Genomic DNA, 24,826 nt, shown 5'->3' on the forward strand with positions numbered 1-24,826 from the left:
CGCGGCCCAGTGGTCAACTCCGTTACGCGCGCCCCATGGCGAAGGGCCGCCCGGAGCGACAGAGTGGGCGCCGACGACTCGTCAGTCACCGCCCCGGCAGTCAGGAGACGATGCCATGCAGGCCATGCAGCAGGACTTCCACCAGGCAACGGACGGTGCGCGGATCGCCACCTACACCTGGCTCCCGGAGTCCGGGCACCCGCGCGCCCTCGTCCAGATCGCCCACGGCGCGGCGGAACACGGCCGGCGCTATGACCGCTTCGCCCGCTTCCTGACCTCTCACGGCTATGGCGTCATCGCCTCCGACCACCGTGGCCACGGCGCCACCGCCGCCTCCACCGGGGGCCGCGGTGTGGTCGGCGCGGACGCCTGGCGTGCCATCGTCACCGACCTCAAGGGCATCGGCGACCACGCGGCCGCCGCCCACCCCGGCACCCCCCTGGTCCTGCTCGGCCACAGCATGGGCGCGATGCTGGCCCGCGACTACGCCCAGGAGTACGGCGCCGACCTCGCCGGCCTGATCCTCACCGGCGCCTTCCGCACCCTGCCGGGCCTGGACATCGAGGGCGCCGTCACGGACCTGGAGGCGGAGATCGCCGCACGCGGACGCGCCACGCTCTCCGACTTCATCCCGCGCACCTTCAGCTCCTTCAACGACGCCTTCACCCACCGCACCGGCTATGAGTGGCTCTCCCGCGATCCGGCCGAGGTGGACGCCTACGCCGCCGACGAGGACTGCGGCTTCCCGTTCTGCGCCGGCCTCGCCCTCGACTGGGTACGCGCCATCCGCAAGATCAACGACCCGACCGACCTCGCCCGCGTCCCGCGGGGACTGCCCGTCCATGTCGCCGTCGGCGACCTCGACCCCTGCCATCAGGGGATGACCCTGGTCCATGAGCTCCTGGAGGACTTCCGCTACCTGGGAACCCGCGATCTGACCTGGAAGGCGTACCCCGGCGCCCGCCACGAGATCCTGAACGAGACCAACCGCGACGAGGTGCACGACGACCTGTCGGCCTGGCTCGGCAAGCACGTCTGAACCGGGCGCGGAGCGCGGCGGGGCCTGCTGTCGGCGTCCCGCGGCACCCTCAGGAACGTCCCGGCAGGAACCCGGCGATCCGCTCGCGCAGGCCGCGCGGGTCCAGGCCGTGCGCCGCCAGGTGCTCGTCGAGCTGTCCGTAGCGGCGCAGCTCCTGGCGGCCGACGCCGAGGCCCAGCACCCGGTGCGCCCGGTCCGCCAGCGCGTCATTGGCGAAGCGCGTCGAGGTCCCCGCCAGATACGGCTCCACGACCACCACGTCCGAGGCGTCGGCGGCCCCGGTCGCGGCGCGCAACGACGCGGCGTCGAAGGGCCGCACGGTCGTCGCGTACAGCACGGTCACATCCAGCCCCTCGGTCGCCGCGAGCACGTTGTCCAGCATCGGGCCGACCGCGACCACCACACCGCGGCGCCCCTGCCGAACGGTGGTGAACCCGGCCCCGTCCACGGGCCGAGGCGCGTCGTTGACCTGCACGGACAGTCGTACGTACACCTTGTCGTCACCGGCCGCCGCGGCGTGCCGCAGCAGCGTCTCGGCCTCGTCCGGATGCCCGGGCACATGCACGGTCCAGCCGTCGAGCGTGTCGAGCAGTGCCACATCGCCGGGCGACATATGGGTGAAGCCGCCGCTCGGCCAGTCGTAGGAACCGCCGGCACTCACCAGCACGCCGCCCACACCCTGGTGGCCGAAGTCCAGCTTGACCTGCTCGAAGGGGCGCTCCACCAGGAAGCTGGCGAAGGTGTGCATGATCGGGCGCAGCCCGGTGAGCGCCAGCCCGCCGCCCACCCCGACCAGCAACTGCTCCCGGATGCCGACGTTCACCACCCGGTCCGGATGCCGCTCGGCCGCCCCGGCGAAGCCGTCCACGCCGATGTCGGCGAGTACGACCGCCAGCCGCGGATCCTCGTCCAGCAGTCGCGAGGTGACCGAGGCGAAACGCTCACGCATGGTGTCCATCACTGAAATCCTCTCGAAGTCCTGATCGGTGTCATGGCGCCCGGATAACGGGGCCGGGCGGGGCGGTCAGGCGCCCTTGGGCTCCACGCGGGCGACCACCGCGCGCGGACGGCCCGGATGCGGCGCGCTGAAGGCCGCGTGGAGCGCCTCGTGGTCGCGGCCGTCGACGGTGGCCGCGGACCAGCCGGCGGCCTCGAAGCGGGAGGCGATACCGCCGCGCCACCCGTGTGTGGCGGAGGAGTTGTCGATGACCAGGGTGTGCAGCCGGTCCAGGCCCGCGGCGCCCGCGTAGGCCACCGCCTCGTGGTTGCTGCCCTCGTCCAGTTCGGCGTCGCCGATCAGTACCCATACGGCCGGCTCCGTCAGGCCCTGCGCCCGCAGCCCGAGCGCGGTGCCGACGGCCAGCGGCAGCCCGTGCCCCAGCGAGCCGCTGCCGATCTCGGCCCCGGGTACCAGCAGCCGGTCGGGGTGGTGGCCGAGCGGTGAGTCGTACGAGCCGAAGCCCGGCAGCAGGTCGACGGGGAAGAAGCCCTTGGCGGCCAGGACCGCGTAGTAGGCCATCGGCCCGTGGCCCTTCGAGAGCAGAAAGCGGTCCCGCTCGGGGTCCGCGGCGGTGGCGGGGGAGACCCGCAGGACGCGGTGGTAGAGGACCCAGAGGGCGTCGAGCGTGGAGGTGGCCGCCGGGCCGTGCTTCTCATCACCCGTCATGAGGCTCATCAGGCGGGGCAGTTCGTCGAAGCCGATCTTCGGTCTCGGTGCGGCCGGCGCTTTCGTCGTCGTGTTCGTCATGCCCTCGAGCCTGCAACCTCAAGTGCGCTTGAGGTCAAGCGCCGGACCGCCGGCCCGAAGGCCCCCGGTCCGGCATGGTCGGAATCAGACCTGTCCCGGCTTGAAGACGTCCTGCTCGATCAGGAGCTTGTCGATCCGGGCCTTGTCCACCCGGTTCGTCACCTCCTCCACTTCCTGGCGGTCGCGTACGCACTTGGCCAGCGTGAAGGCCGAGGACACCACGAAGACCAGGCCGATGGCGAGGAACCCGCGCTCCCACGGCCCCACCGGCAGCTTGATGATCCCGATCACCAGCGCCGCCAGCGACAGCCCGAAGGAGATCGCGGCCTGCACGAAGAAGGCCGTCGTCGTCGGCCGCTGAATCGATGGAGTAGTCATGCGCGTAGCGTGGCGGCGCGGTGACACCGGCGCATGAGTACGGGTACTCATCCTGCCCGCCGGGCCGCCCGCGCCACGGGGCCGGAATATGGCAGCACCCACCTTCTGACATGCGGTATTGTTCTCGTGCGCGGTCAGCCGGGACACCCCGGCCGAAACGGGCATCGGGACGTGGCGCAGCTTGGTAGCGCACTTGACTGGGGGTCAAGGGGTCGCAGGTTCAAATCCTGTCGTCCCGACGGTGCAGTAAGGGCTTCGGCCCAGGTGAAGGGCCCTGTTTCACATCAGCTGAGGCAGGGCCCTTGATCGTTTCTGGGGCGGTTGTGTCACATTTGGTCACAGACCTTGTGGATCATGCCTACGCGCCGAGTAGCTCGCTCAGCTTGTCGGACCCGGCCTTGAGGCTACGGGGGTCCGGATGAACGTAGACACGCTTGGTGAACGAGAGGTCACTGTGGCCCGCCCAGGCCGAGACCACCGTGTCGGGAACGCCGTTGTTGGCCATCCACGAGAGAACAGCGTGGCGCGCGTCGTACAGACGAACCTTGCGGACGCCGGCCTGTGCCATCAGCCGGTGCGCCTCCCTGCGTAGCTTGTCGGTCTTGAACGGACGACCCAGCTCGTCCACAACGACATAGCCACTTGCTTCATACGCCTCCCCGGCGGCAAGCCGCTCCTGTGCCTGACGAACCCGGAAGCTGATCAGCGCGTGCTGCACGGGGTACGGAAGAGGGAGCACCCGCTTGCCGTTTACGGTCTTAGGATCCTTCTCAACAACCGTGTTCCGAGAGCCCCTTGTAAGGGAGCGGTCATAGACGATGGTGCGGGTGTTCCCCACCATGATCGTCCCGGCACCATCCAGGTCGACATCCTCTTCCCAGCGGGTGCCACATACCTCGGCCGGCCTCTCAGCGATCAGCGTCAGGAGCATCACGCCGAACAGACGATCTTCCCTGATCGCCTCAACGAACGCCCTGACCTCGGCGCCGTCCCAAGGCCGACGCTGAACCTGAGCCTGAGCGGCTTTCCTCACCGCTTCGCGCGGGATTCGGACGTACTCAGCGACGTTGCGTGCCACCCATCCCCGACGCACCGCGAGCGTGAGGGCTGATCGAAGCCGCCCCAAGGTGAGCCGGACCGAGCGGACGCTGAGCCCCGTTCCGGGTTTGCCCCCACGCTGGCGTCCCCGGGTAAGCATCCAGTCGACAAATTCCTCAACATCCTCCTCGGTGAGTCGCTGGAGCCGTTTGGGCCCAAGAAAGAGGCGGACTGGGCGGATGGCGTTGTCATAGTTGGAAGCAGTCGCCTGTTCAACACCCCGGACGGCGCTTTTCAACCACAGATCCAAAAGCTGATCAACGGTTACTTTGCTGGGAACAACGAACGTGCCGGTTGCAGTGTGATGGCGTATCCGGGCTAGCTCGTCGACCGCTTCCTTCTTGGTGTCAAAGGTTTTTCTGATCTGGCGCCTTTTCCCGTCAACCCTACGCGGCCCATCAGTGACGAAACGGTATCTGACAGCACCGGATTTAAGCCTCACCTTGATGATCGTTCCGCTCATAACGCGCCTCACCTATCAGGCAGCTCCACCCGGCAACCGAGCGTACAAACCGCCAGTCAGCCACAAACACCGGATAGCCCCTGTGGGGCCGTGTAGATCAACTAAGCGAGCGCTTGCCGCCCAAATGAAGAGTTGGGCTTCCCGGGTCGCCCCGGGCTTTAAGGAGACTCTGGTGGCCGTACGAACGGACTTCTCAGCAGGCTTCCAAATAGCGGATGAGAGATGCAGTGATAACACGGTAGCGGGTGCCAAAGACCTCGACTCGAAAAGGGGCTTGGCCTCGTTTGATCAACTCGTAGAGGTGGGACTTGGAAATACCCAAAGCGCGGGCTGCCTGGCAAACATCAACAGTGGCCGCCCACAAACGGATCTCATCAAGAGTGGGTTGCATACTCACCCTCTCGGCTAGCCCACCTACACCACAGATGGAAGGTCTCGAAAAGTCCTCAGGAACGATTCTCGATGGAGGAAAACACCTCGGCCGGAAGAGAGTCAGCCTGCGGTTAGTTCAGTATAGAGCGGACAAGAAGGGCAACCAAGGCTTTTGGGGCACAAGTTCGAAGAATCTGAGGCAATCCGAACGGCCCCTCTCCCCCGCCCAGGCAGGACGGGCTTACCACCCGAGAAGCTGACGCACTGCCAGCGCCCACCAGGAAACCTTGCCGGCCTTCGCCACACGCTCAGGCTCAGGCTCACCAGGGCCTTTCACGTAGTCGCGGACGAAATAGTCCCGCTCGACCCCAAGCTCTCGGGCTTCCAGAAGCCTGTCGGTCGCCTCAACCTGAGAACGGGCCGGCACCCGGTACACCCGGATAATCGTGTACTGCATAGAACTCACCTCCTTTCTGCCGCTTCCTCGCGGCGCCTACCCCGCTCGCATGGCGACAGGAGCGTCAAGGCCGAAGCGAAGCGGAGCCACCGCAGTGGGGCCCTTAAGGCCGCCTTGTACGAGACACGCTCGCCATGTGGCAACCTCAAAAGGCGCGAGGAGGCACAAGCAACACGACCGGGCAGGACTACCCGGCAGGCCCGGAAAGACCGCTGCCTACTCCCCGCTCGAAAAGGCCGGCTCCCGGGGCAAAGCCCCCCTCTTCCGTTGAACCGTTCTTCCCCGTCAGGGGCTCATTGCTGCGCGGCGGAAGGAAGGTCTGGAAGGAATGCCGACGCGTAGCCACCAAGGCCCCCCTTTGGGGGGTGGACTCGGAGCCTGCACACCCGAAGGGCTTCATGGGAACCATGATGTGCAGGCGGAGAGGACGGGGGGAGTCAGCCGCGCAACCGACCGCAGGGAGCTGGGTTCCAACCTGGTGCGGGGCTGACTCCCCCCGTCCGGTGACCATCCCCGAACCCGCTGGTCAGCGGGCTTTTCCTTCCAGCTCCCACCGTCCGCAGGACGCCCCTTTTGACCCACACGGGGTGTACCGGTTGATGTACCGGCCTGAGACGGTACGACACCCGGCTCCCTCAGGCCGGGTACAAAGCCTGTTCGTTCAACTTTTACGTACAAGTTTGGTGATCGAACTACAGGATGAGCTTGCAGCTGTCTTTGTGGCTAAGCCCCTGAGTTTTGAGCCTTCTGAGACGCACATGAAACAGCCTGAGCAATGGGCTCACGATTAAGACGCTGTTTGTCCTGTCCGGGAACCAAGAGGTCGTATACTGCCGCCATGGCACAAAAGATCATCACTGTTTACACTGACGACCTCACAGGCGAAGAGGGCTGAAGAGGCACAGGCACACACCTTCTCTCTGGACGGTGTGGCATATGAAATCGACCTGAGCCCGGACAGCTACGAGCACATGCTTGAAGCCTTTGGCCCGTTCATCAAGTCCGCCCGAAGGACTGGCAGGGCCGCAAAGCCCAAGGGCCGCGGGACGGGAAAGACAAGCGAGGACAGCGCGAAGATTCGGCAGTGGGCCAAAGAGAGTGGCTACGAGGTGAGCGACCGCGGTCGTGTACCGGCTGAGATCAAAGAAGCCTACGAGAAAGCGAGCAAGTAGCAGCAGGAAGCGGCAAATCCGCACGTTGAAGGGCTCTCTCCGCCAGGAGGGGGCCCTTCGGGCGTGTGGGGGGGGCTAATCAGCTACTCAAGTGGTGAAAGGCCAAGGCGCTTCTCAAGGCGGGTAATACGCCTATCCTGATGCTCAAGCTTGCCATGCAACGTGTCGCCTACGTCGATTACTGCCTTGGCTAACTCCTCATGCTCCTCCTGGGACTGCTTCATGTGCGTGCGAAGTTCGGCTTGCAACTGCCTCTGTCCCGCCTGGAGCTCGCTCTGCCCTTCCAGGATTGGGGCTAAAAGCTTGGTCAGTTGGTTCATTTGCTCCTCGGTAAACATAGTTCATTTATAGCAAAACGGGCGCCACGAAATCAATGGGCAAAATTCCTATGGAAGGTTGAAGTCTAGCCAGCCTCGGCTTCGTTTTTACACGCCGAACCAACCCCCTTAGGTCCCCCTTGGTGGCTCCCCTATTCCCCGCTCTCTTCGTTCTCTCGTTTCCCTTGCCTTCCTATCGACGCTGGCGCGTCGGTTTCTTCAAATCGCCAGCGAGTTGTCGATGAGGTAGCTCGGATGACTGGTAGTTAGCCCAGGTCCTAGAAAGATCCAGTACTTAACGGATCGATCGTGTTTGCTTCGGTCACTCGGTCACTTTGATCACGGCCAGCTAGTCCGTCTTTAGTCGCAAACCTCCTTACAGAGGGAGACGGCGGCTGCTGTGTCTGCTCCAGTTCCGAGTTAAGCAAATTAGAGATACCTCTGAACAGTCCCGGCACTGGTACCGACCCGCGTACCGGTGCCGGCTAGGTACCGGTACTACTTCCGGTACCGATCCCGGTGCGCAATGAAATTCCCCTTCCTTCCTTGAGAAAAGACCGCAACACTCCTCTTGCAAGGAGCGGAAGGGCAAGGCTCAGCCAGGGGAGAGGTCCCGGTACCGGTACGCATTATCGGCGCTTAGCGTAAGCCGCGAGGATATCCTTGAACATCTCAACGATGGTGCCACGAAACCCACTGCGCTTCTGCTCATCAAAAAGGGGACGCAGAGAGAAGTACATGTCCAAAGCATCGCGCACCATGGCAGCCCTGCTGCCAATAAGGCCCTGTGACTTCTCGTGTTCCGACAAGCCGTCAAGTGCAAGCACCTGGTCCTCATAAGGATCAACCGGATAGCGGCGGACGATCAAGCGCTTCTTGAAGGCCGGTAAGGGTGCCGGCCCCGATACCGGTACCGGACCCGGTACCGCATTGGCAGAGGGCCTCACCTCGGGTAGAGGAGAGGACTTTTGTGTGAGTAGGTCGAATCTTCCCATAAGTTAGATGCGCAGGTTCTGCGCTTTGGCAATCTCCTCAACCTGTTGCGGTGTTGCATGCGTGCGCCCAGCAACAGCAAGATCGATGAGAAGCTCAAAACAGACCTTGATGGCATCACGAGGCAGCCCCTTGGTGTACGTGTAGAGAAGGCGATGGGCCTCTTCAGCGTCGCCAGGCCCGAAAAGAGAATCGCGTCGGCCGGCGACGGTGAGACGAAACTGGATCATGTCTCGCAGGTCCTCAAGGGACATCGCGTTCATGGCAATGGGGAACATGCGAGAAGCGAGTTCGCGGTACCCAATGATCTTGGTACCAAGCTCTTCCTGTCCAACCAGCACGATCTGAAGAAGCTTCGTCGTGTTGGTCTCAAAGTTCAGAAGGTAGTGGATCAGTTTGAGCTGCTCGCGGGTGATGTTCTGAGCCTCGTCAACGAGCAGCACGGGGATCTTGCCGCTCTGGAGCTGCTCGGCCAAGAACTGTTCGAAGTTACCAAGAGAGGCGCCGTACGAGCGCTCTGTCTTGACGTCAAAGGTCTCCATGACCAGGCGGAGAAAAGCGTTGCTGCTCTTAACGTTGGGAGAGATCAGCAGCTTGACATTGAAACGCTCATCTTGGCTGAGCCGTTCATGGAGACGGCGAACCAGTGAGGTCTTCCCAGAGCCAATCGGCCCGTACATGTAAATGGGGCCGATACGATCACGCGCCATGAACTCGCACTTGGCCAGAGCCTCCCGCACCTGGGAGGAGAAGTACAGAAACCGCGGGTCAGGGCTGCTGATAAACGGGTGCTCAGTCATTCCGAAATGTTTAACGATCGCATCAATGTCCATAATTGGTAACTATCAATGAATATGGCAAAGTTGGGGCAATTTGTCAATATAGCAATAAATGTGACGCAAGTCGGAAAGGGCCCAAAGAGCGGCCGCCAGGAACAGCAGAAGACCCGCCAACATGAAGCTGGCGGGTCTTCACTCTTTACGCGTCCTGAGGTCTACCCGGCGGGGCGTCCCGGTTGTCCTCGTCAGGGATGACGAAGCCGCGGCGAGGCGGCGTGGTGCGTTCCTGTGCCGCCTGGTCCTGGGCATCACGCCACGCCTGTACAAGCGGTGCGTACCGGGGGTTCGTCCACTCAGTCATGGAGCCTCCAATCCGATGCCCAATCTACGCCCAGCCGGTGAGCCAACTGCGGGCTTATTCGCGGGGATCCTGTGGCGTTGGCATCGGCTTGATCGCGCACTCTGTGGAGTGCTGGCAGTTCGCTGCCACCGACACGAGAGGGGAGTCCGCACCAGCTGGCGGACCCCACAGCCCTTCATCGATGCTGTAGCCGCACTGGCGGATCCGCTCACGCGTGCGCTCCAGAACGCTCGGGTCGTAGTTCATCGGATCCCAACCGGGGAAGTGGTGTACGAACTCACCGCCCAGCTGCTCACACAGGTCCGCGTACACCTTCGTGTGAAGGATGAGCCCGTGCCACCCCTCGTCGACTACTCGGGACGGTGCCAGACCGTCACGGGGGAAGCGGGAGCAGGCGGCAACGAACTTCAGCCCCTCGGCGACGATACGTTCGGCAAGACCCAGTTCCATGCCGGGGTTGTTGTCCTTGACGGTGTTGACGACGCCCACGAAGGACGCCTCGCTGACTAATGCCCTTACTGTGTTCATGTACGACCTCTCTTTGGGATGTGTCGTGCGCGGGGCCGTCTTTGGTCGTGATCGCTGTCCAGGCTTGGCGACCAGAGACGGCACCTTCGGTCTGCGCTTCTCCTCGTTGGGCTGAGGTGCGAGCCGCCCAGGCACCAACGGATGCGCCCAGGCGGCCCCTTCCACACACTCCGATCGATGGCCGCCGAAGGTGTGGGCTCCCCGGCCCTCGATCACATTCACGGGGGTGTTCTGTGACCGGGCCGGGCGTTGTGTGCGGGGCACCCGCAGCAACACCGGGTGCCCCGATTCGTGCTCCCCCCTTCGTCTCCGTCTTCGTCCTAATTCCGGAGACGGGGGGCCGCGAGGTGATGGTGGGGCCCGCCGTGAGGAACACGCCCCGGCCGCATGCTGGAAGGCCGGGGGGGTACAGGGTTCAAGAACGCTGTCGTACGTCCAGCTTCAGGCGCTTACAGCTTCCTCAGAACGGCTACGCCCTTTCTTTTCGCAGATAGGGCACGGTCTTGAACAAGCAGGAACGTCTTCGGTGGAAGGGATGGAGATAACGGCGTCACACGTGGCCACCAACGGCTGGCGAATGAGTCCTTCCTTCACATGCGCGACAGCCGCCAGGTGGTGCCGAGAAGCCTGAGCGAAGACGTGAGCGAGCTCGGTGTCCTGCACCAGCTGCGCGCGGCGAAGACCTAGCCGGAGTGAGCCGCAGGTGCGGCAGCGGACGGGAAGCCTTGGCCGGCTCATACGCTCGTGGGCTCCCTGACGCCGGCCGCGGTCCGCTCGTCCTTGGTAGCCAGCCGGAGCGACCGGCGCTTGGCCGACCACTCCTGACCGCCGCCAACCGGGCGGAGGTACACCTCGCCGTGGCGCTCGTCCATCACCACGCCGACCTTGTCGCGGGCTTCATCCCACACGTAGGCGCCTTGTCGGTACGTCACGTCACTACATCTCCCTGCGGACGTTCAACTTCCCTGGTGCCCCCTAGACTTGCCGCGTCACCGGCCGCTCACAAGCAGTGGCAATTTCAATTCAGGACGATTGATAAACCACAGGGGGCAGCATGGGACGACCGACCAAGGATCTGGATCCCACGGCAGGTGTCGCAGAGTTGCTCGGTTCGAAGGTGCGTGAGCTGCGCAAAGCCAAGGGCTGGTCGCAAGAGACCCTTGGCGGCAAGGTCTTCACCTCGACCACCCGGATCGCCCAGGTGGAGTTGGCCACCGACCCGCCCAACGCCGAGCTGTGCCAACGCCTGGACGACACGCTGGAGGCAGGCGGCTCGCTCATGGAGCTGCTGCCGCTTCTTGGTCGATCCACGTTCGCGGCCTGGGCCGAGGTGTTCCTCGCCCGCCAGGCCAAGGCAGCAAAGATCCACGAGTTTTCACAGGTTGTGCCGGGTCTGCTGCAGACGCCGGGATACGCCCGAGCTCTGGTGGCCTCTGCTCACATCTTCCACCAGCGAGACGTAGACGAAGTCGTCCAAGACCGCATCCAGCGGCAAGAGATACTGCGAGGACCCAAACCTCCATGGCTATGGGTGATCCTCGATGAGTCCGCACTGCATCACGTGGTAGGCGACCGGGAAACCATGCGCGAGCAGCTGAACCACCTCCTAGAGGTGGGCACCACCGAGCGCGTGCACGTACAGGTACTCCCGTACGAGGCAACGGTGCCCGCCGCACTGGGCGGATCACTGACCGTCTTAACCATGCCGAGTGGCGAACAACTCGCTTACCTGGAAGGCATGCGCGGCGGTAGCCTGCATGAAGGAGAAGACGCCATCCCATACACGGTGCTCTACGATCGCCTGCACGGCAACGCGATCAGCCTCGATGCGTCAGCCGCCTTGATCCGCAGGGTTCTAGAGGAGAAGTACCAATGAGCGACCAGCCCAACTGGCACAAGAGCAGCTACAGCTCGGGCAACCCTGACAACTGCATCGAGGTTGCCGACAACGACACGAGCTCGGTTCGTGTGAGGGACACCAAGCAGGCCGGCCAGGGCCCGGAGCTCGCCGTCAGCCCCGCGGCATGGTCAGCGTTCACAGCCTTCGCCAAGCAGACCGCGGTCTGATCGGCGCACCCCACCAGAGAGACGCCCCCTGGCCAAACGGCTTAGGGGGCGCACGCGTTCAAGGTGAGGTTTTGGCCGGTGTCCTACATCGTGTTGGGAGCGGGAAGGCCGTACGCTGCCAGCGGATCGGGCAGCCCAGCCTGCCCTCAAGTGTCCGATTAGGTCTTCCCGCCAGGGCCCCGACACGGGGTAGGTGGGTAAAACCTGGCCGCCCGACACATTACACCGCTGTCACGCAAACACCCGCCGCTTGCGAACGATGACCCATATATAGAGAAGGTAGATCCAGAAGTCGCGGCCCATTGCCACAGGTAGCACTATCCACCACAAAAAGACTATGGCGGCAACATAAATCCCAAAAGGGGAGCGCTTCCATACGGCAACAGCGGAGATGATCAGCAGCACATACATGAGCAGGTTAATACCCGACTGGACGGGCACCATCCAGCCCTTGTCGTACCCGGCATACTCCCCGTAGTACAGCTCCCACAGGAGCAGGGTCTGGCCACAAAACCCACCCAAGGCATAGAGCACCTGAACTACGAGTGTAAAAATAAGCAGCTTCCCAAGGCTTTCCTGCTTGCCAATGGGTTGAATCGACGTTAAGGTCAAGTCGGCCATATATACATGTATATTGCATTGACGTTCAGGCCGTTGTCAATAGACAAGTAGAGGACCTGCCAAGGTCAACCTTGGCTGACGCCCTGACTGTCAACTACTTGTTCGGAAGATGGTGAAGAAGTGTCCCTACCGCGGGAACAGCCCCGCAAAGGAGAAGCTTCTTCACGCTAGGACCGTTTTCAATAAGGCAATTTACCCCCACCTTGTGATCATCAACGCCAACTATGGCTTTAGCGTGGTTGCTGCAACCTTGACTCCTGGTCACGCAATAATTCAACCGATCCAAAAAATTATTTCTGTCTATCTTAGCCGGCTTCTCATATGGCGCCGGATAGTGCTTCCCAGTATGGCCCGTAGCTGGCCGTTGCGGGTGATGCGGGTGGATCCTCCCGATGGACGTAGAGCCGTTATGCACCGGAGGATCATGACCATTGCCGCCCTGCGCCGTAGCTATGCCGGCACCGCCAAGGAGCATGCCGGCCGCCATGGCGACGGCCACAGCGGGTCTGGAAGCTCGGCGTTTGATCATTCGACGTTCTGCGCCTTCGCTCAACATGCTTGCACCTCTATACAGTTGATATGCCAACAACTCTCCTCCCCTTGAGGAAACATCTCCCACTCTACTCTTAGGCAAGCATCCAAACCGGCTTCGAGATCCTGCGTCACGAGCCGCAAACTCTCGGCTTAACCAATACTCTCCACGCAAGAGCTAAGCCGGAGCAACCAAACCGAGGCTAAGGGAGTCCCAGAAAAAGCGCTATGAGCCCAAGTGTCGTACACAAAAGTTCACGCAGCCTCAAAACCCCGCCTGAGAACATTTGTTGTGCGACATGAGGAAGGAGAGATATCGAAAGCTATGGGTCTGTAACCAAGACGCACACAGGCCGATCCCTGAAGAGGCCAACAGGGTGATTTTGTAAGAGAGTAGGAAGATCAGCGACTCCATGTGGGTATACAGCGGACGAGAAGCCAGTCCACAGAGCAAGCGGGAAGGTATTGACCACCGTGGCTGCAACAAAGCAAGAACACGCTCTCAACAAAGCACTTGCAGAGATCAACACTCCGGAACATTTCGGCAGAACGGTGATCGCAAAGGCACTTCAAGCCGCGTCAGGGCGGCAAGGAAGCAACGGCAAGGTCGAAATTCCGGCAACAATCACAGTGCTAACTGAAGCCGCGGAATCACAGATTCTGGAACATGAGGTCCGTGGATGCTTCTGTATCCACATCGGAGGCGTATTGATCTGCATCTGCCCCGAAGAATAGGTTGGAACGACTGTTTTCCCTTCCTTCCTTATGGCGCAATGATGCCGCGGCTTGCCTGCGCGTCAAGGACAAGCCGGCCTGCGACCGGTCAACTCCGTTGCTCCTTGACCCGGGAGGCAAGCCGCAAGAGACCGCCAATTAAGGGAAGGAAAGGGAAAGGTAGTCAGTCTAAGGGTGCAGACGGTTGTCTTTCGTCATGAAGCTGTTTCATGCCTGCCTCGACCTCATCGGCATCCAGGTCAGACCAAGCTCCAGCAAGCTCAAGCGCCCTCTTGACGGCCTTGGCATCAGGGCCATAGAGGTAGTTATCGATGCGTTGAGAAAGATCAGTTGGCCCCTTGCCGTGGATGGCAGCCAGACTGAGAAGCCCTTGGCTAGCAGTCTCTCTGTGCTTCTTTGCTCTCATGCCGCCGCCCCCTCTCGCTCGGAATCGTCGAGAGAGACGTATCGCCCCGCGAAGTAAGCAGGCCCATGCTTTATGAGCAGCGCCGTGAGCTTGGTGTCCACTTGGGCAGGTAGCCAGTGCGGAGGGACGCCGATTGCGCCAGCATCCATCTTAAGCCCGGCCAGCGGCTTGAAGTGTTTGACATTGAGGGTAATTATGATGCGGCCTGAGGCGAGTGCCAAGGCGTAAACAGGTGCGTCCTTAATGCCGCCACGGTGAAGATCGTGGTCAACATGCTTGAGGTCAAAGTGTTCATTCAACCGGGGAAACGCGCCGCGAGGTGGCATGTTCTCGTCGAGCAGCAGCTTGTGTTTATAAAACCTTCTGGCCATGGAGGGTTGGTGCAAGCAAGTGGAGGGCTTCATGGATTGCACCCTCAAGTGTTGCCAAAGTGGGGGTGGGATAGAGTTCGTGAATCTGCTCCAATGAGTAGCCATCCATCCTACGATAGAGGATGACTTCGATGGGGATGCGCGTACCCTTTACGACAAGATATCCCCCCATAACATCTGGATCAGAGCTTAAATACTTCATACCCTTTGCTTATAACACATTCCGCAGGTCAAGATCAATCCCCAATTTTCCCTCCGCGCTTTTCAAGGCCAGAGAACTGGAAGACCATCCCGCCGTTCTTCCCGGCACGATTGGCCGGCCCGCGTCTTCGTCTTCGACTGATTGAGGCAACAGCAGGAGCGACCGCCGTTGTAGTTAGTGGGTCGTCATTGCTTGGCGGGCGGAAGTAGCGAGAGAGGTAATAGTCCTCGACCTCCGCTATGAGAGAGCGGTCAGGCTCGATCCGGGGCAAGCCCAGTGTTCGGATCCTGCGCACCTGGTCGTCAGGCAGGCGAACGAACGCTTCACCGACCCCGAGCGTCTGGATGGCCTGGGCATGGGTCTCCCACTGCTCCTGGAGCGGGTAGTACGTGGGGTGGGTGCGTTCCTCGGCCTGGTGGTCGGAGACAGTGTGCTTCACAGCGTCCGGATCCACACGGCTCATCAGGCGTGCTGAGTACTCGGCATCGGGCCGGCCGGCCTTGAGAATCACCTCTAGGCCCACGTTTTGCAGTGCGCCCTTGAGCCGGTCTGAAGCTTGGCTCCAGTTCTGATGCGCCATGACACAGAACAGGTTGTACTTGCGGGTCTCCGAGAGCATGCGGGTGAGGCTCTCTTCGCTCTGGGCCATGAACTGAGAGAACTCGTCAAGGATCAGGTGGTGCGAGACCGAACGGCTCGTGCTCTCCACGTTGGCCCGGCTGAGCGCTGCGCTCTCCATGCCGACCGTCAGCAGACAGCCGAACAGCCGGCGGGCATCAGGGGAGGGAAGGGCCAGGTTGACGATGACAAACGTCCCGCTGTCGATCACCCTCCGAAAGTCCAGGACGTTGTCCCGGTGACCCAGGGCATAGCGCAACACCGGGGCGAGGGTGAGCAGGTCTGCCCGGTTGAGCGTTGACTCCTTCATCAGCGGCGCCTCCCGTCCCCACTGATCCATGCGCATATGGAAGAAGCGGATCACCTGGGGATCGCTGACGCGGGCGAGGGCAGCATCCCGGAAGTCACTGTCGACCAGTAGGTCGGAGAGCCTCGTGAGTGGCAGGCCAGCCTGGCGCAGAGCCACAACCGAGTGCTTGAGGATGTTCTCAAAGGTCGGAGCACCGTGGGCCAGCTCCGGCCAGGCCCTCCGGGCTGCCTCGGCAACGTGCTCGGCCATGGCGTGATCGTCATAGGCCGGCTGGGCCAGGAAGTTAAAGGGTAGGAAGCGCCCGAGCGTGGCAGCTCGCGGCACGTCCAGGTAAATAAGACGCTTACGCTTCGCGGGAGTTGAGAGCTCGCCCTCAGCTACGAGGTGGGCGAGCAGCAGTCTGGCCAGATCACCGTGCGGGTCGATGAGGGTGGCGGGCATCCCTGCGCGAAAGAGCGAGAGGAACAGCGAGGCCAGAAAGTAGCTCTTGCCTGAGCCGGTCTTGCCCAGCACGTGCGTGTGCGTCCGGGCCTCGGCGAGGGAGAGGCTGAGTGTGCGAGGAAAGAACCAGGAGCGGTGAGTACCAAGCGGGATCCGCAGATCGTGACGGGCAGAAAGCAAGCTCATTCAGGGTCAGGCTCCGCCTCCTTCCTCGTCATCCATCAGAGCCCAATCAATCGCAGGAGGGCTCGGGGCGACCGGCTTCGGTGGCGGAGGGACAGGGCGTGCGACAGGTGGCGGGGCTACCGGTTGGGCAGGCGCCGGAGCATCGAGCAGGCTTACCGGGTGGGCCTGCCCCGCCGGGTACCAGAGCAGATCGAAGAAGAACTCGAAGGGGTCGGTCGTCACCGGCGAGGCTTCGGTTAGGAGGAAGAGATCGGCAAGTTCAGTCTTGCCGATAGCCCGCAGCTCCTCGCTCGTCCAGGCGGACAGGCGCTTCCGGCGGGACGCGGTGGGTACCACAACGGCAATCGTGAGATTGTCCGCCGCAAATGCCCCGCGGTACGGGCCCTCGGCCCAAGCGGCGAGAGCGGCGACCTTCCGGCGCCAGTAGGTCTGCTCCTCGGTTCCGCGGTCCAGCTCCAGGGCGACACAGTCGACGGGCTGGCCAGCAACAGACAGCTCGAACCAGCCGTCAGGAATCACCGCCACCCGGCGGGCATCAGGGTGGCCTGCGGGGCGCACCCGAATCGGGTCGCGCTTGAGCTGGCGCTCGGTGAGGAGGCGCGGTATCGATACATCGAACCCGCGGCAGAGCATCTCAGCGGCCACGAGTACGTCAATGGCGGCGAGCGTGTGCTCCATGAAGGGGTTGTCCCGGGCCTTCGCCCTCTCTTCAGACGGGCGGTAGTAGGTGCTGACGAGGGGTACGCCGTGATCGGCGAGGAAGCGCCGGCCCTTCTCGGCCAGGGTGAACACAAGGGGAGCTGAACCGAAGCGGGGCGTTGGCAGCTCGCGGAGTCTGAGCAGGTAGTCCGCCTCAGCGAGCCTTCGCAGGCGGCGCTGGACGTACCGGTTGTCATCACGAGAGTCCGGGTACAGCAGCCGGCCGATCTGGGCTGCTGTCATGTACTGAAAGTGGTTCACGGCCCGCAGGATCGCCTCATCAGCCTCACCGATACGAAGTGCGGGTGAGGCGGTGGGATACCGGCGAGAATCGGTTGGATGCTCCATTGCGTCACTTTGCCAAACGCGTGTGAGAAATCGGAGCTAAAGGCCGTAAGGCTCCCGTAAGAGAAGCGCTCCTACGGCTTTTGTTTATTCGGCGACCTCCTCGTCAGCGGGGGTGGTATCTCCTCGGCATGAGCACTGGGCGGCTTGGGGGCTTGCTGCGGTGTGGGTTTGCGTGCGGTCTGCTGTGCGAGGTCGACCGCTGGGGCGCTCGGTTTCTCAGGGGCGCAGGCCCCCGCCTTCGTAGGACGAAGCAGCTTCTCTCGCCTTGCCCTCATCTGCTCCTCAACCTGAGCCCGTGGGGTACCAAAGCGCTTCCTGCTACGTTCGCGCAGGGATTCTTTGGATTTTCGCTCGGCCGAGAGGTGCTTCGAAAGTGCATCGTGATCGATTTTAAAGTCGAGAACGTCAGATACGAGTCCGCTCTTCACTTTGGGATTCTTATAGCGCACAGACGTGAAGCGCGCCATGGTATCCAATATGCGTGCCACGTCCAGCGAAGGCATACGAACACACCGAGCGGGGCTAACGTTGCCGGTCCGCAAATTCACGTAAGCATGAAACTTAGGGAGCTTCTTCATGTTGTTGGCCAGCGTGGCCTGTGCATCGGCAATAGACTGCGGCGGACGGCCCGGCTGACCGGAGAAGGAAACATAGGCCGGTTTCTCGGCCAGTCGCTCACAAAGCTCGCTAAGATCCTTGAGGAACGGGGCTAGCTTCTCCGCGGTCTCGCGGCACTGCACCCTCTTGGACTCCAGCACTTCACGCGCATTTCCTATGTGCCGGCATTCACGTATCAGCTTCCGGTCAAGCGAGTCATCATAGAGCGGATTCGGATCCCCGCGGCGGATGCGCTGAAGAATACCTGCTACCCAGTCCTCCCACGACCCCACGATGAAATGGACGTGGTGGTCCAATCCGATGTAGTCTTCAAGGCGATCTATGGCATTGGTCGCTCGTCTATAGAATTCCGATGAGTCCAAAAGGACCTCATGTTTCATGACATCAACGAGCAGGGCCTCGATGGTGTCCATTGCTTCACGTACTTGCCACTCTGGCCATGCCGCACCCTCGGCGGCCTGAATAGGTTGGAGAAAATGCCTGGCTAGCTCCTGCACCCTTGGCGAGTCGTGTCTACCTTCAAGAAGTTGCTCAACAGGTTTGAGAGAAATGGCTTGGGATGGGTCCTGGGCCGGCCGCGGCTCAACGTACATAGAGTTGGCGAGCCGATCCGCATCCTCGCCATCAGCCGGGTGGAAGCAGATGAGCGTTCCTGCCTGCAACTCCGATTTCCTATGTTTCTCATCATCAACGTCGGTAGTCGTCTGATGAGCAACCGTCAGGCTGAAGTTGTACTTGCGGCCTTCACCGAAAAGCCTGGCGGTCGTTGGCGTTGCATACCTGCCGTACTCGTCAAGATAGAGATGGACTCTATTGCGCCTGCTCTGAAGTGTTCCGGCGCGGGCGAAAATGAGGCGCGTGAGGAGGCAAACGATCAGGCTTCCAAGAAATCGGCTCTCAGACTCAGAGCCTCCACTTCCGCCTATGGGTAGGCTCACGAGGAGGGCCTGCCCTGGCGTATCCATGACTTCTTTAAGCGGGACGGTCGTTCGAGCTTGCCCAACAATGGCCCGCATGGTTTCTGAGCGAAGAAACGGGTCAAGTCTGTTGTGCAAGGTTACATTGCGGTAGGGGCGATCCTTGGAGCGCACGTATTCGTGCCAGGACTGCCTAAGAGCCTCGTTGGTGAGTCTGCTTACCATCCGATCGCGAACAACCGAATCTTCTGCGATGAGGGCTAGTGTCTCGGCGAGTGTTGCGCCCTCATTAGCAAGCAACGTTCGGATCAGAAGATCGAGATCGTTATCTAGCTGCGGACGAAACTCTGCCTCTCCCTCAAACATGCGCTTGAATGTGAAAAGGACTTCAGGGGCTACCCTGTCGATGGCGCGCTGCGAGCGTTCAGGCAGCTCAAGCAAATTAAGGCCAAAGGGACGATCGTCCCAGACCTCAATAAGGTGTATCCGGTCTCTGGCGCTAGAGGAGGAGTTCTCCAAAATGCTCTGCGTCAGATCACCGTGAGCATCAACCACGATGCACGAAGTCTTGTTCTCAATGTCGGCAAGAATAAGCCGCTCAAGAAGCGCGGTCTTGCCTGTACCGGTCGCGCCGATGATGACCGCGTGCTCGCAGCGGATGGCATCAGGAAGGTACACGGGTTTGTCGTCTTCGACAGTTTGACCGATGAGAAAGTCACTGCGGGGAGAAGCCACGTCGCATCGCCACACATCCTTGCCTGTGAGCTGCACGCCTACTAGTTCAAGGTTAGGACGGCCCTGGTGCCGATGCTAGAGATGACATGTCGGGCGGAGTGAAGGGCTAGCTCGTCTCGGAGTCGCTTCCCGCTGTCTCAGCGCCACGGCCCCAAGCCGCGAAGGCCGGCCCGGCAGAGATGAAGCGTTGAGACGGGTCGTACGGGATGTCTGCACGCTGAGTCACCGAAGCGAGGAGGTCCGCCTGGGTCTCTGTGAGCCTGAGACCAGGAGCAGCGAAGCGGCCGGGTCCCGGCAACTCGCCCCGTGCCTTGAGAACTGGCCATAGCAGGTTTATTGCTTCCGTCTGCTCAAGATCCGGCGAAAGTCGGGGATAGGCTAAAAGGGCATACGCAGCTGCGGTCTCCCGGACATTATCAAAGGCACTAAAAAGGTCCTGTGCGGATCGTTCGTCCCCGGATTCTTGGTAAAACCGCGCGGCGTGGTTGTAAAGGTCGACCCCCACATCGTAGAAATCGTGATAGAGCTTGCCTGCAACAGTTCGAGGAACGCCTCGCACACGATCCTCAAGGGATCCATGGTCAAGCTCTTTCTGCGCCAGCTCCCCCATCACATACGGGACAAGTCTTTTGTAGGCTCCCCGCCCCAAGAGCGATTCAATCGGGATCCGCTGTGACGGCGACTGCTCAGCCCCTTGCGTCTCCGCTTCCGGGGACTTCGCTACTTGGTCGTAGTCCTCCCCTAGTTCTTCCTGTTTTGGCTGGTAGCCTTCTCCTCCTTCTGCCATATGTCGTATGTCTAGCACTCCCCAAATGAGTCCTCATCCCGGCCCGACTCTGCAACGTACTCTCGAAGTCGTCGGATTCTAAGAGCCCTCCGAAGCGCGGCATCAGCCGGAACGTCGGAGGAATACTCATCCAAAAGACTGTCAAGGACCTCGTCGGTGAAACCGGCGTGATCCAAGAGCGAGCGAAGTTCATCCATCGTCAGATCCGGAATGCTACGGCGGATCTGACGCTCTATCGCTTGCTCATCGGACTTTGCCCCCTGGTGGGCAGCAAACTGTCGCTCAAAGTCACTCTCAAGAAACTCCACGGCCGCATCGCTCTCAGCATTTAAAAAGTGCTTCCTTGAAGTTGGTAGTTGCTGCCTCTCTTTCATAATTTATCGCATATCGGGCATCTTAGTGTCAAGATGCAAAACTCGAAATCGAGGACAGATTATAAGCGGCAGCAGCGGCAAAAGATGTAAGACTCCTTACAATTTACCTTGGGTCAGCCCACGTCTGGCTTAAGGAATAGCACTATCTCCTTGCGGATCGCTGCCATCCCCTTCGTGCCGATCGGCCAGGCGTTGGTGGAACCTTCGCCGCCAGTGAAGATGACTAATCGATCCGGTAAGGGAAAACCCATACTGCTCGGATATCTCCATTACCTCCTCAAGGTCGTCGTCCGTGAAGCCGGCGAATTCCATAAGTGAGCGGACCTCATCGGGGGGGCGTAGTGTCCCCGCGATCTAGCGTCTCCCGCACCGTCGCTTGCCTTAACAAACTCGCTCGCTTGCGCGCCAACTGCTCCTCGTCAAACTTCTCCTCAAGAAAGACCACTGCCTCATCGCTTCGAGCGTTGGGGCCGTGGTTCTCAGAGTTTGATGGTCTGGGGCCGTTCTCTTTCATACTTATCTCATATCGAACATTGCCGCGCCCATACGCAAAAGCCCACCTAGAACGGCGGTTCATAGCGTGGTGGGCGTGGTTTGTTGATGAGCTTGGTATAGGTCAGCTGGACAAACACGCGACTTTGCGGGTTGGCCTCTGACGGCCTCATGGGAACAGCAAGCGCAGGCAGTGCTTCCTCCATTCCAGATAACAGTGCCTGGATACGCGCTGTTGCGACATGCTCAAGGTCTGCCTGATCAACCACGCCGTAATACGAGGTAAGCATGGCCGGGGGGCCTTCGGCCTCCTTGTTACGCGTGTACGTGAAGCGAACGAACTCAAGTCCTTCAAGCAGGTCGGTGAAGAGCCGCTGATGCGTCTCCGATGATTCCCATGGTTGGTTAAACGGGTCAAAGCCGTTGACGTGTTCTTTCATAGGTAGAAGGCAGCACGAGGCGAGGATCTCTTAGCGGCGTTTCACGGCGACTGAGTTGATCTCCTGTGCCTTTTTGAGGGTGCCGTCCCGGCCCTTGTACTCGCGCTCGTGGCGGTAGCCGACAACTTCGACTTCACGGCCCTTCACCAGCTCGCCGGCCTCCGCACGCTGCTGGATGGCCTGCGCCCGCTCCCCGAAGGAGAGCACGTCGTGCCAGGCGGTCTCGCCATTCTCCAGATGCACAGCCAGGGGGAACTTGCCGACGAACTTGCCGTTGGTTGTGGTGCGAAAGGTCGGTGTGCGCCCAAGCCGGCCAACGAGCTTGACTCGCTCGGCATCGGTTTCCACGGCCTTCTTTTCGGCCTCGGACGTGGGTTTGTCTTCTTCCCTGATCCTCGCCGCACGATCGAGCGGGTGCTCGTCCTGGCCGGGGCTCTGCGCCTGTGGCGCAGGCTCAACATGGCCGTTGGACGTTGGAGCGGGCTCAGCGCTGACAGCGGGCTGGGCCATCGGACGCACATCGGGAAAGGCACCGGGCAGACGGTTCACCACGTCTGGCGCGAACTTCCCGGCTGCTGCCTGTACAGCGTCTGCTCGACCAATCATGGTGGCACTTGGGCCCGGCTTCTCCGGGGGCTTCTGGGCAACCGTGACGACTTCTGGTGCCGGGTCCTCGTCTGGCGTGTCGTCCGCGTCTGATGCCTCCCGGCCGGCCTCGGGATCGGCGACGGGTTGCTGCATGGCCTCGTTGGCCTCGTGCTTCTCAATCATCTGGCCGGTGTCTTCACCATCAGGCAGACCTTCGACCTTGATGGGGCCGGCATCAAGCATGTACCCCAGGGTCAGACCACCATCAGGATGCAGGGTCACACTTGAGTGCTCGTTGCCCTCGTCCTTTCTTAAAAAGACCACGCCCTCGTCTTCAACCACGGGCATGGAGCTACCAAACAGCTCGATGCGAGCGCCCTTGGTGGTAATCCGGGAAACCCCGGACTCAGGGAAGGTGTCCAAGCTCAACGGTTCTCTTTGCCCGTTGACCTGAAAATGCCAGCCCTGGCCATAAGCCGGGTCGGCAAGCTGCGAGGACTCGGCGCGAAGGGCTTGAGCCACCGCTTGCTGGTCGAAGGTATTTGGTTGTCGTTCTGCTGCCATATGAGGACGAATTATAAGGGGCAGGGGCAGGAATAGATGTAAGCGAGGTTACAAGGAAAGGGTGAGATAAAGAACGACCGCCAGAACCCAAAGAATCACGAGAAGCACCATCAAAATGCTTTGCTTACCTCGTTTCAGGTGCATGGCGAGGGTCGTGGAATCGCTCACCAGAAGCAGCGACCCAGCGAACGTAACTGGAAGAATAACCGTCGCCACGGCACCCGTACTGAGATCACCGTCCATGCCGAAACTGCATAGGAGCGATATTCCAAGAATGGAAACTGCAACAAGTCCCCAATGCAAGAATAGCCAAAGCTTGGTGACGCGAACCCGAGAATTCAACCATAGACGTTTCGTCGGGCGCCTCGATGGATCTCGTGAATCGTAGAGAGAATAATGTTCTCTAGTGCACTCCACGGCGGGTATCGTCTGTTCTTCCTGGTAATCTTCGTCCTTAGCGAAGCAGTCGCGCGGAACGAACTGTACCTTTGTATCTCCGACTCTAATGTGAACGTGGTTAGAAGCAGCATCCGCGAACGACACGTAATGGCGAGCGGTCGGCTTCACCCGATCCCGGATCCAAGTGGGCTTCTTCAAATGATCGCGTGGCGAGTCATAGATAATCTCCCGTCGCTCGGTCACCTTAATAATGAACGGTTCAGCAAGCGGTACACGAGCAGTCACAAATGCCTGCCAGTGCAGACCATACCCAAAGTACGCACGCAAGAACCTCTTGGCGGCTTCGTCTCCCATCTGCGCTTTAGAATCGGCATGCGCCAAGAGCCACGACAGCCGCCAAAGCGAACAAGAAGCCTGCCTAAGGCTCATCTGACGCTCGTTAATAAATTGCGGAAGAACGAGCAACGGGTTTTGTGCGGCACTGTCATCGCCGGGTCTCGCATAGACCCCCAAGTGACTCGCTATCCGTCTCGCAAGGGCCAACCATATCCGCAAACGCAAGGAACCAGAGGGCGAGAGTTTTTCAAGGGCCGTCTCGACGTAGAGTGACGTAGGGTCCACGCGCTTTGCAACCCGGTCCCGCCACTTTCTCCAGTGGTAGATCTTCTCATAGTCGCTATTGCGGGCGCGCAAGGATGTTGGATTGAAAGTGCAAATGTCACTCAAGAGCAAGTGAAGGTTTTCGTCAATCCAACAGCCCAGATGCGCCTCCTCTGCGAGCTTACGCAAGTAAGCCGCTTGCAGGTTCCCATTTTCCTCGCGCGAAAGACGATACGCCTCTCTGTCGCCGACAGTGATAGTGAGATCAAATGAAGTCTCTTTGGGGAATTCGGCAACCGGTATCGTCAAGATTGTCGAGTCGGGTTGCAACGGCAGGCACCCTTCTAGCGCAGAAACTTCACGAAGGGCCTTCACGTGAATTATTCGCTCGCGCCGAGACCAATGGCTACTGGTCAACTCTATGCGCTCAACTGAACGCAGTCGCCACACTGAAGGATTCTCCAGCATTCTGTACGTTGAACTCTGGAGCCTGCTCCTCCTCCGACAAGCCAACATAGAATAACCTCAAAGATCGTTTTGCCCATTGACTCTGGTTCACGTGATGATCTATACAGAGATCAACTACCAAAGAAAGGAGGTGATGACGTGAGTCACTATGGAAAGACCAAGAGTATTAGGGGCGTGGAGGCGGGCCAAAGAACGGGTGGAAGACTCGGACTATAGAAGGATCGTTATCGACCACCCTTGCGGAAAGCCGATCCTTGACCGGATAGCCGCCAACCAAACTGAGCGGAAGGTGGCCAGGGAGCACATGCGCATATACGGACACTGGCGAAACCCGCACCACGATCCGCGCGAGGTGAGCAACTGGCGCACGGGCTAGTGGAGCCCTTTATAAGCAAGTGTGCGTCGAGGGCGCCAAGCGCGCACGGTGAACCCAAACGCCACCTGCCGACTCGTGTCTAATATGCAGCCGCCGCCAACCCACGCAGGTGGGTGCGCAACGATTCCCTCCTTCCTAAGGGCTGTCCCGTAACTGCTGGTCACGGGTGAGATGATCTTGGTGTGGCTGGTGTGATCACGGCGTCGGAGCCGTCCTGGATAGCCCCGTT

Annotated in this window: 27 protein-coding genes, 1 tRNA gene and 1 pseudogene; 7 read left to right on the top strand and 22 right to left on the bottom strand. The window is 60.8% G+C overall.

The genetic code is table 11. The features are described from left to right. The first annotated feature begins 115 nt into the window (after positions 1–115). On the top strand, positions 116–1,039 hold the full coding sequence (locus ACZ5XZ_RS07980) for an alpha/beta fold hydrolase (protein ID WP_468975266.1): 924 nt from the start codon (positions 116–118) through the stop codon (positions 1,037–1,039). A gap of 49 nt (positions 1,040–1,088) precedes the next feature. Here the strand turns inward: ACZ5XZ_RS07980 and ACZ5XZ_RS07985 are convergent, their stop codons facing one another. The 3 genes from ACZ5XZ_RS07985 to ACZ5XZ_RS07995 all read right to left on the bottom strand — a co-directional run bounded on the left by ACZ5XZ_RS07985 (position 1,089) and on the right by ACZ5XZ_RS07995 (position 3,164). Then, positions 1,089–1,997 (bottom strand): transketolase family protein, encoded by a 909-nt coding sequence (locus ACZ5XZ_RS07985; protein WP_468975268.1) that lies wholly within the window; start codon positions 1,995–1,997, stop codon positions 1,089–1,091. Positions 1,998–2,063: 66 nt separating this feature from the next. Beyond that, positions 2,064–2,786, bottom strand: a complete 723-nt coding sequence (locus ACZ5XZ_RS07990; protein WP_468975270.1) for a transketolase — start codon at positions 2,784–2,786, stop codon at positions 2,064–2,066. Positions 2,787–2,870: 84 nt separating this feature from the next. Beyond that, positions 2,871–3,164: a YiaA/YiaB family inner membrane protein gene (locus tag ACZ5XZ_RS07995; protein ID WP_393500240.1), complete on the bottom strand. Its 294-nt coding sequence runs from the start codon at positions 3,162–3,164 to the stop codon at positions 2,871–2,873. Between the two features lie 165 nt (positions 3,165–3,329). Here ACZ5XZ_RS07995 and ACZ5XZ_RS08000 point away from each other — a divergent pair. Beyond that, positions 3,330–3,403 (top strand) — tRNA-Pro (locus ACZ5XZ_RS08000). Between the two features lie 119 nt (positions 3,404–3,522). On the opposite strand, the gene ACZ5XZ_RS08005 is transcribed toward ACZ5XZ_RS08000, so the two are convergent. The 3 genes from ACZ5XZ_RS08005 to ACZ5XZ_RS08015 form a co-directional block, all read right to left on the bottom strand. After that, the gene (locus ACZ5XZ_RS08005) at positions 3,523–4,725 is read right to left on the bottom strand and encodes a site-specific integrase (RefSeq protein WP_468975272.1); all 1,203 of its coding nucleotides are present in this window, start codon (positions 4,723–4,725) and stop codon (positions 3,523–3,525) included. 193 nt (positions 4,726–4,918) lie between these two features. Continuing rightward, the gene (locus tag ACZ5XZ_RS08010; protein WP_468975274.1) at positions 4,919–5,116 is read right to left on the bottom strand and encodes a helix-turn-helix domain-containing protein; all 198 of its coding nucleotides are present in this window, start codon (positions 5,114–5,116) and stop codon (positions 4,919–4,921) included. 222 nt (positions 5,117–5,338) lie between these two features. Then, on the bottom strand, positions 5,339–5,554 hold the full coding sequence (locus tag ACZ5XZ_RS08015; RefSeq protein ID WP_468975276.1) for a hypothetical protein: 216 nt from the start codon (positions 5,552–5,554) through the stop codon (positions 5,339–5,341). 838 nt (positions 5,555–6,392) lie between these two features. On the opposite strand from ACZ5XZ_RS08015, the pseudogene ACZ5XZ_RS08020 reads away from it, so the two are divergent. Beyond that, positions 6,393–6,726, top strand: a pseudogene (locus tag ACZ5XZ_RS08020) (histone-like nucleoid-structuring protein Lsr2). Positions 6,727–6,809: 83 nt separating this feature from the next. Here the strand turns inward: ACZ5XZ_RS08020 and ACZ5XZ_RS08025 are convergent. The 5 genes from ACZ5XZ_RS08025 to ACZ5XZ_RS08045 all read right to left on the bottom strand — a co-directional run bounded on the left by ACZ5XZ_RS08025 (position 6,810) and on the right by ACZ5XZ_RS08045 (position 10,636). Further along, complete coding sequence (locus ACZ5XZ_RS08025; protein ID WP_468975278.1) at positions 6,810–7,064, bottom strand: hypothetical protein; 255 nt, start codon at positions 7,062–7,064, stop codon at positions 6,810–6,812. 608 nt (positions 7,065–7,672) lie between these two features. Further along, the gene (locus ACZ5XZ_RS08030) at positions 7,673–7,912 is read right to left on the bottom strand and encodes a hypothetical protein (protein ID WP_468975280.1); all 240 of its coding nucleotides are present in this window, start codon (positions 7,910–7,912) and stop codon (positions 7,673–7,675) included. A 129-nt stretch (positions 7,913–8,041) separates the two neighbouring features. Beyond that, positions 8,042–8,869 (bottom strand): ExeA family protein, encoded by an 828-nt coding sequence (locus ACZ5XZ_RS08035; protein WP_468975282.1) that lies wholly within the window; start codon positions 8,867–8,869, stop codon positions 8,042–8,044. A gap of 361 nt (positions 8,870–9,230) precedes the next feature. Then, complete coding sequence (locus tag ACZ5XZ_RS08040; protein WP_468975284.1) at positions 9,231–9,665, bottom strand: glycine-rich domain-containing protein; 435 nt, start codon at positions 9,663–9,665, stop codon at positions 9,231–9,233. 773 nt (positions 9,666–10,438) lie between these two features. Continuing rightward, positions 10,439–10,636, bottom strand: a complete 198-nt coding sequence (locus ACZ5XZ_RS08045) for a hypothetical protein (RefSeq protein WP_468975285.1) — start codon at positions 10,634–10,636, stop codon at positions 10,439–10,441. Positions 10,637–10,758: 122 nt separating this feature from the next. Here ACZ5XZ_RS08045 and ACZ5XZ_RS08050 point away from each other — a divergent pair, with 122 nt between their 5' ends. Next, on the top strand, positions 10,759–11,580 hold the full coding sequence (locus ACZ5XZ_RS08050) for a helix-turn-helix domain-containing protein (RefSeq protein WP_468975286.1): 822 nt from the start codon (positions 10,759–10,761) through the stop codon (positions 11,578–11,580). After that, the gene (locus ACZ5XZ_RS08055; protein ID WP_468975288.1) at positions 11,577–11,771 is read left to right on the top strand and encodes a DUF397 domain-containing protein; all 195 of its coding nucleotides are present in this window, start codon (positions 11,577–11,579) and stop codon (positions 11,769–11,771) included. Before ACZ5XZ_RS08050 ends, ACZ5XZ_RS08055 begins: the two co-directional genes overlap by 4 nt. A 231-nt stretch (positions 11,772–12,002) precedes the next feature. On the opposite strand, the gene ACZ5XZ_RS08060 is transcribed toward ACZ5XZ_RS08055, so the two are convergent. Further along, positions 12,003–12,392, bottom strand: coding sequence for a hypothetical protein (locus tag ACZ5XZ_RS08060; RefSeq protein ID WP_468975289.1), 390 nt, complete (start codon positions 12,390–12,392; stop codon positions 12,003–12,005). Positions 12,393–12,597: 205 nt separating this feature from the next. On the opposite strand from ACZ5XZ_RS08060, the gene ACZ5XZ_RS08065 reads away from it, so the two are divergent. Next, the gene (locus ACZ5XZ_RS08065) at positions 12,598–12,996 is read left to right on the top strand and encodes a hypothetical protein (RefSeq protein WP_468975291.1); all 399 of its coding nucleotides are present in this window, start codon (positions 12,598–12,600) and stop codon (positions 12,994–12,996) included. A gap of 401 nt (positions 12,997–13,397) precedes the next feature. Further along, positions 13,398–13,658: a hypothetical protein gene (locus tag ACZ5XZ_RS08070; RefSeq protein ID WP_468975293.1), complete on the top strand. Its 261-nt coding sequence runs from the start codon at positions 13,398–13,400 to the stop codon at positions 13,656–13,658. Between the two features lie 163 nt (positions 13,659–13,821). On the opposite strand, the gene ACZ5XZ_RS08075 is transcribed toward ACZ5XZ_RS08070, so the two are convergent. The 10 genes from ACZ5XZ_RS08075 to ACZ5XZ_RS08120 all read right to left on the bottom strand — a co-directional run bounded on the left by ACZ5XZ_RS08075 (position 13,822) and on the right by ACZ5XZ_RS08120 (position 24,128). After that, positions 13,822–14,064, bottom strand: a complete 243-nt coding sequence (locus ACZ5XZ_RS08075) for a hypothetical protein (RefSeq protein ID WP_468975294.1) — start codon at positions 14,062–14,064, stop codon at positions 13,822–13,824. Continuing rightward, the gene (locus ACZ5XZ_RS08080) at positions 14,061–14,468 is read right to left on the bottom strand and encodes a DUF5615 family PIN-like protein (RefSeq protein ID WP_468975296.1); all 408 of its coding nucleotides are present in this window, start codon (positions 14,466–14,468) and stop codon (positions 14,061–14,063) included. The genes ACZ5XZ_RS08075 and ACZ5XZ_RS08080 overlap by 4 nt, the downstream gene beginning before the upstream one ends. Then, positions 14,416–14,637 carry a DUF433 domain-containing protein gene (locus tag ACZ5XZ_RS08085; RefSeq protein WP_468975298.1) on the bottom strand — a complete coding sequence of 74 codons (222 nt, stop codon included), beginning with the start codon at positions 14,635–14,637 and terminating at the stop codon, positions 14,416–14,418. Before ACZ5XZ_RS08085 ends, ACZ5XZ_RS08080 begins: the two co-directional genes overlap by 53 nt. Positions 14,638–14,671: 34 nt before the next feature. Continuing rightward, positions 14,672–16,192, bottom strand: coding sequence for a type IV secretory system conjugative DNA transfer family protein (locus tag ACZ5XZ_RS08090; RefSeq protein ID WP_468975299.1), 1,521 nt, complete (start codon positions 16,190–16,192; stop codon positions 14,672–14,674). A 6-nt stretch (positions 16,193–16,198) separates the two neighbouring features. Continuing rightward, a complete protein-coding gene (locus ACZ5XZ_RS08095) occupies positions 16,199–17,152 on the bottom strand; it encodes a replication-relaxation family protein (protein WP_468975301.1) in 954 nt (317 codons plus the stop codon). Positions 17,153–17,310: 158 nt separating this feature from the next. Then, positions 17,311–19,545, bottom strand: a complete 2,235-nt coding sequence (locus tag ACZ5XZ_RS08100; RefSeq protein WP_468975302.1) for a type IV secretory system conjugative DNA transfer family protein — start codon at positions 19,543–19,545, stop codon at positions 17,311–17,313. A gap of 70 nt (positions 19,546–19,615) precedes the next feature. After that, positions 19,616–20,296: a hypothetical protein gene (locus tag ACZ5XZ_RS08105; RefSeq protein WP_468975304.1), complete on the bottom strand. Its 681-nt coding sequence runs from the start codon at positions 20,294–20,296 to the stop codon at positions 19,616–19,618. A gap of 934 nt (positions 20,297–21,230) precedes the next feature. Continuing rightward, complete coding sequence (locus ACZ5XZ_RS08110) at positions 21,231–21,602, bottom strand: hypothetical protein (protein ID WP_468975306.1); 372 nt, start codon at positions 21,600–21,602, stop codon at positions 21,231–21,233. Positions 21,603–21,632: 30 nt separating this feature from the next. Continuing rightward, positions 21,633–22,754, bottom strand: a complete 1,122-nt coding sequence (locus tag ACZ5XZ_RS08115; protein ID WP_468975307.1) for a single-stranded DNA-binding protein — start codon at positions 22,752–22,754, stop codon at positions 21,633–21,635. A gap of 48 nt (positions 22,755–22,802) precedes the next feature. After that, complete coding sequence (locus ACZ5XZ_RS08120; RefSeq protein ID WP_468975308.1) at positions 22,803–24,128, bottom strand: hypothetical protein; 1,326 nt, start codon at positions 24,126–24,128, stop codon at positions 22,803–22,805. Between the last annotated feature and the right edge of the window lie 698 nt (positions 24,129–24,826).

This window comes from Streptomyces sp. NPDC033270 (assembly GCF_055576575.1).

What these genes read in the sequence shown, in the direction of transcription:
- ACZ5XZ_RS07995 (WP_393500240.1), bottom strand. Translation starts at nt 3,164, where the DNA reads ATGACTACTCCATCGATTCAGCGGCCGACGACGACGGCCTTCTTCGTG.
- ACZ5XZ_RS08025 (WP_468975278.1), bottom strand. Translation starts at nt 7,064, where the DNA reads ATGTTTACCGAGGAGCAAATGAACCAACTGACCAAGCTTTTAGCCCCA.
- ACZ5XZ_RS08080 (WP_468975296.1), bottom strand. Translation starts at nt 14,468, where the DNA reads ATGAAGCCCTCCACTTGCTTGCACCAACCCTCCATGGCCAGAAGGTTT.
- ACZ5XZ_RS08105 (WP_468975304.1), bottom strand. Translation starts at nt 20,296, where the DNA reads ATGGCAGAAGGAGGAGAAGGCTACCAGCCAAAACAGGAAGAACTAGGG.
- ACZ5XZ_RS08005 (WP_468975272.1), bottom strand. Translation starts at nt 4,725, where the DNA reads ATGAGCGGAACGATCATCAAGGTGAGGCTTAAATCCGGTGCTGTCAGA.
- ACZ5XZ_RS08015 (WP_468975276.1), bottom strand. Translation starts at nt 5,554, where the DNA reads ATGCAGTACACGATTATCCGGGTGTACCGGGTGCCGGCCCGTTCTCAG.
- ACZ5XZ_RS07985 (WP_468975268.1), bottom strand. Translation starts at nt 1,997, where the DNA reads ATGGACACCATGCGTGAGCGTTTCGCCTCGGTCACCTCGCGACTGCTG.
- ACZ5XZ_RS08060 (WP_468975289.1), bottom strand. Translation starts at nt 12,392, where the DNA reads ATGGCCGACTTGACCTTAACGTCGATTCAACCCATTGGCAAGCAGGAA.
- ACZ5XZ_RS08090 (WP_468975299.1), bottom strand. Translation starts at nt 16,192, where the DNA reads ATGAGCTTGCTTTCTGCCCGTCACGATCTGCGGATCCCGCTTGGTACT.
- ACZ5XZ_RS07980 (WP_468975266.1), top strand. Translation starts at nt 116, where the DNA reads ATGCAGGCCATGCAGCAGGACTTCCACCAGGCAACGGACGGTGCGCGG.
- ACZ5XZ_RS08010 (WP_468975274.1), bottom strand. Translation starts at nt 5,116, where the DNA reads ATGCAACCCACTCTTGATGAGATCCGTTTGTGGGCGGCCACTGTTGAT.
- ACZ5XZ_RS08085 (WP_468975298.1), bottom strand. Translation starts at nt 14,637, where the DNA reads ATGAAGTATTTAAGCTCTGATCCAGATGTTATGGGGGGATATCTTGTC.
- ACZ5XZ_RS07990 (WP_468975270.1), bottom strand. Translation starts at nt 2,786, where the DNA reads ATGACGAACACGACGACGAAAGCGCCGGCCGCACCGAGACCGAAGATC.
- ACZ5XZ_RS08110 (WP_468975306.1), bottom strand. Translation starts at nt 21,602, where the DNA reads ATGAAAGAACACGTCAACGGCTTTGACCCGTTTAACCAACCATGGGAA.
- ACZ5XZ_RS08115 (WP_468975307.1), bottom strand. Translation starts at nt 22,754, where the DNA reads ATGGCAGCAGAACGACAACCAAATACCTTCGACCAGCAAGCGGTGGCT.
- ACZ5XZ_RS08075 (WP_468975294.1), bottom strand. Translation starts at nt 14,064, where the DNA reads ATGAGAGCAAAGAAGCACAGAGAGACTGCTAGCCAAGGGCTTCTCAGT.
- ACZ5XZ_RS08035 (WP_468975282.1), bottom strand. Translation starts at nt 8,869, where the DNA reads ATGGACATTGATGCGATCGTTAAACATTTCGGAATGACTGAGCACCCG.
- ACZ5XZ_RS08050 (WP_468975286.1), top strand. Translation starts at nt 10,759, where the DNA reads ATGGGACGACCGACCAAGGATCTGGATCCCACGGCAGGTGTCGCAGAG.
- ACZ5XZ_RS08055 (WP_468975288.1), top strand. Translation starts at nt 11,577, where the DNA reads ATGAGCGACCAGCCCAACTGGCACAAGAGCAGCTACAGCTCGGGCAAC.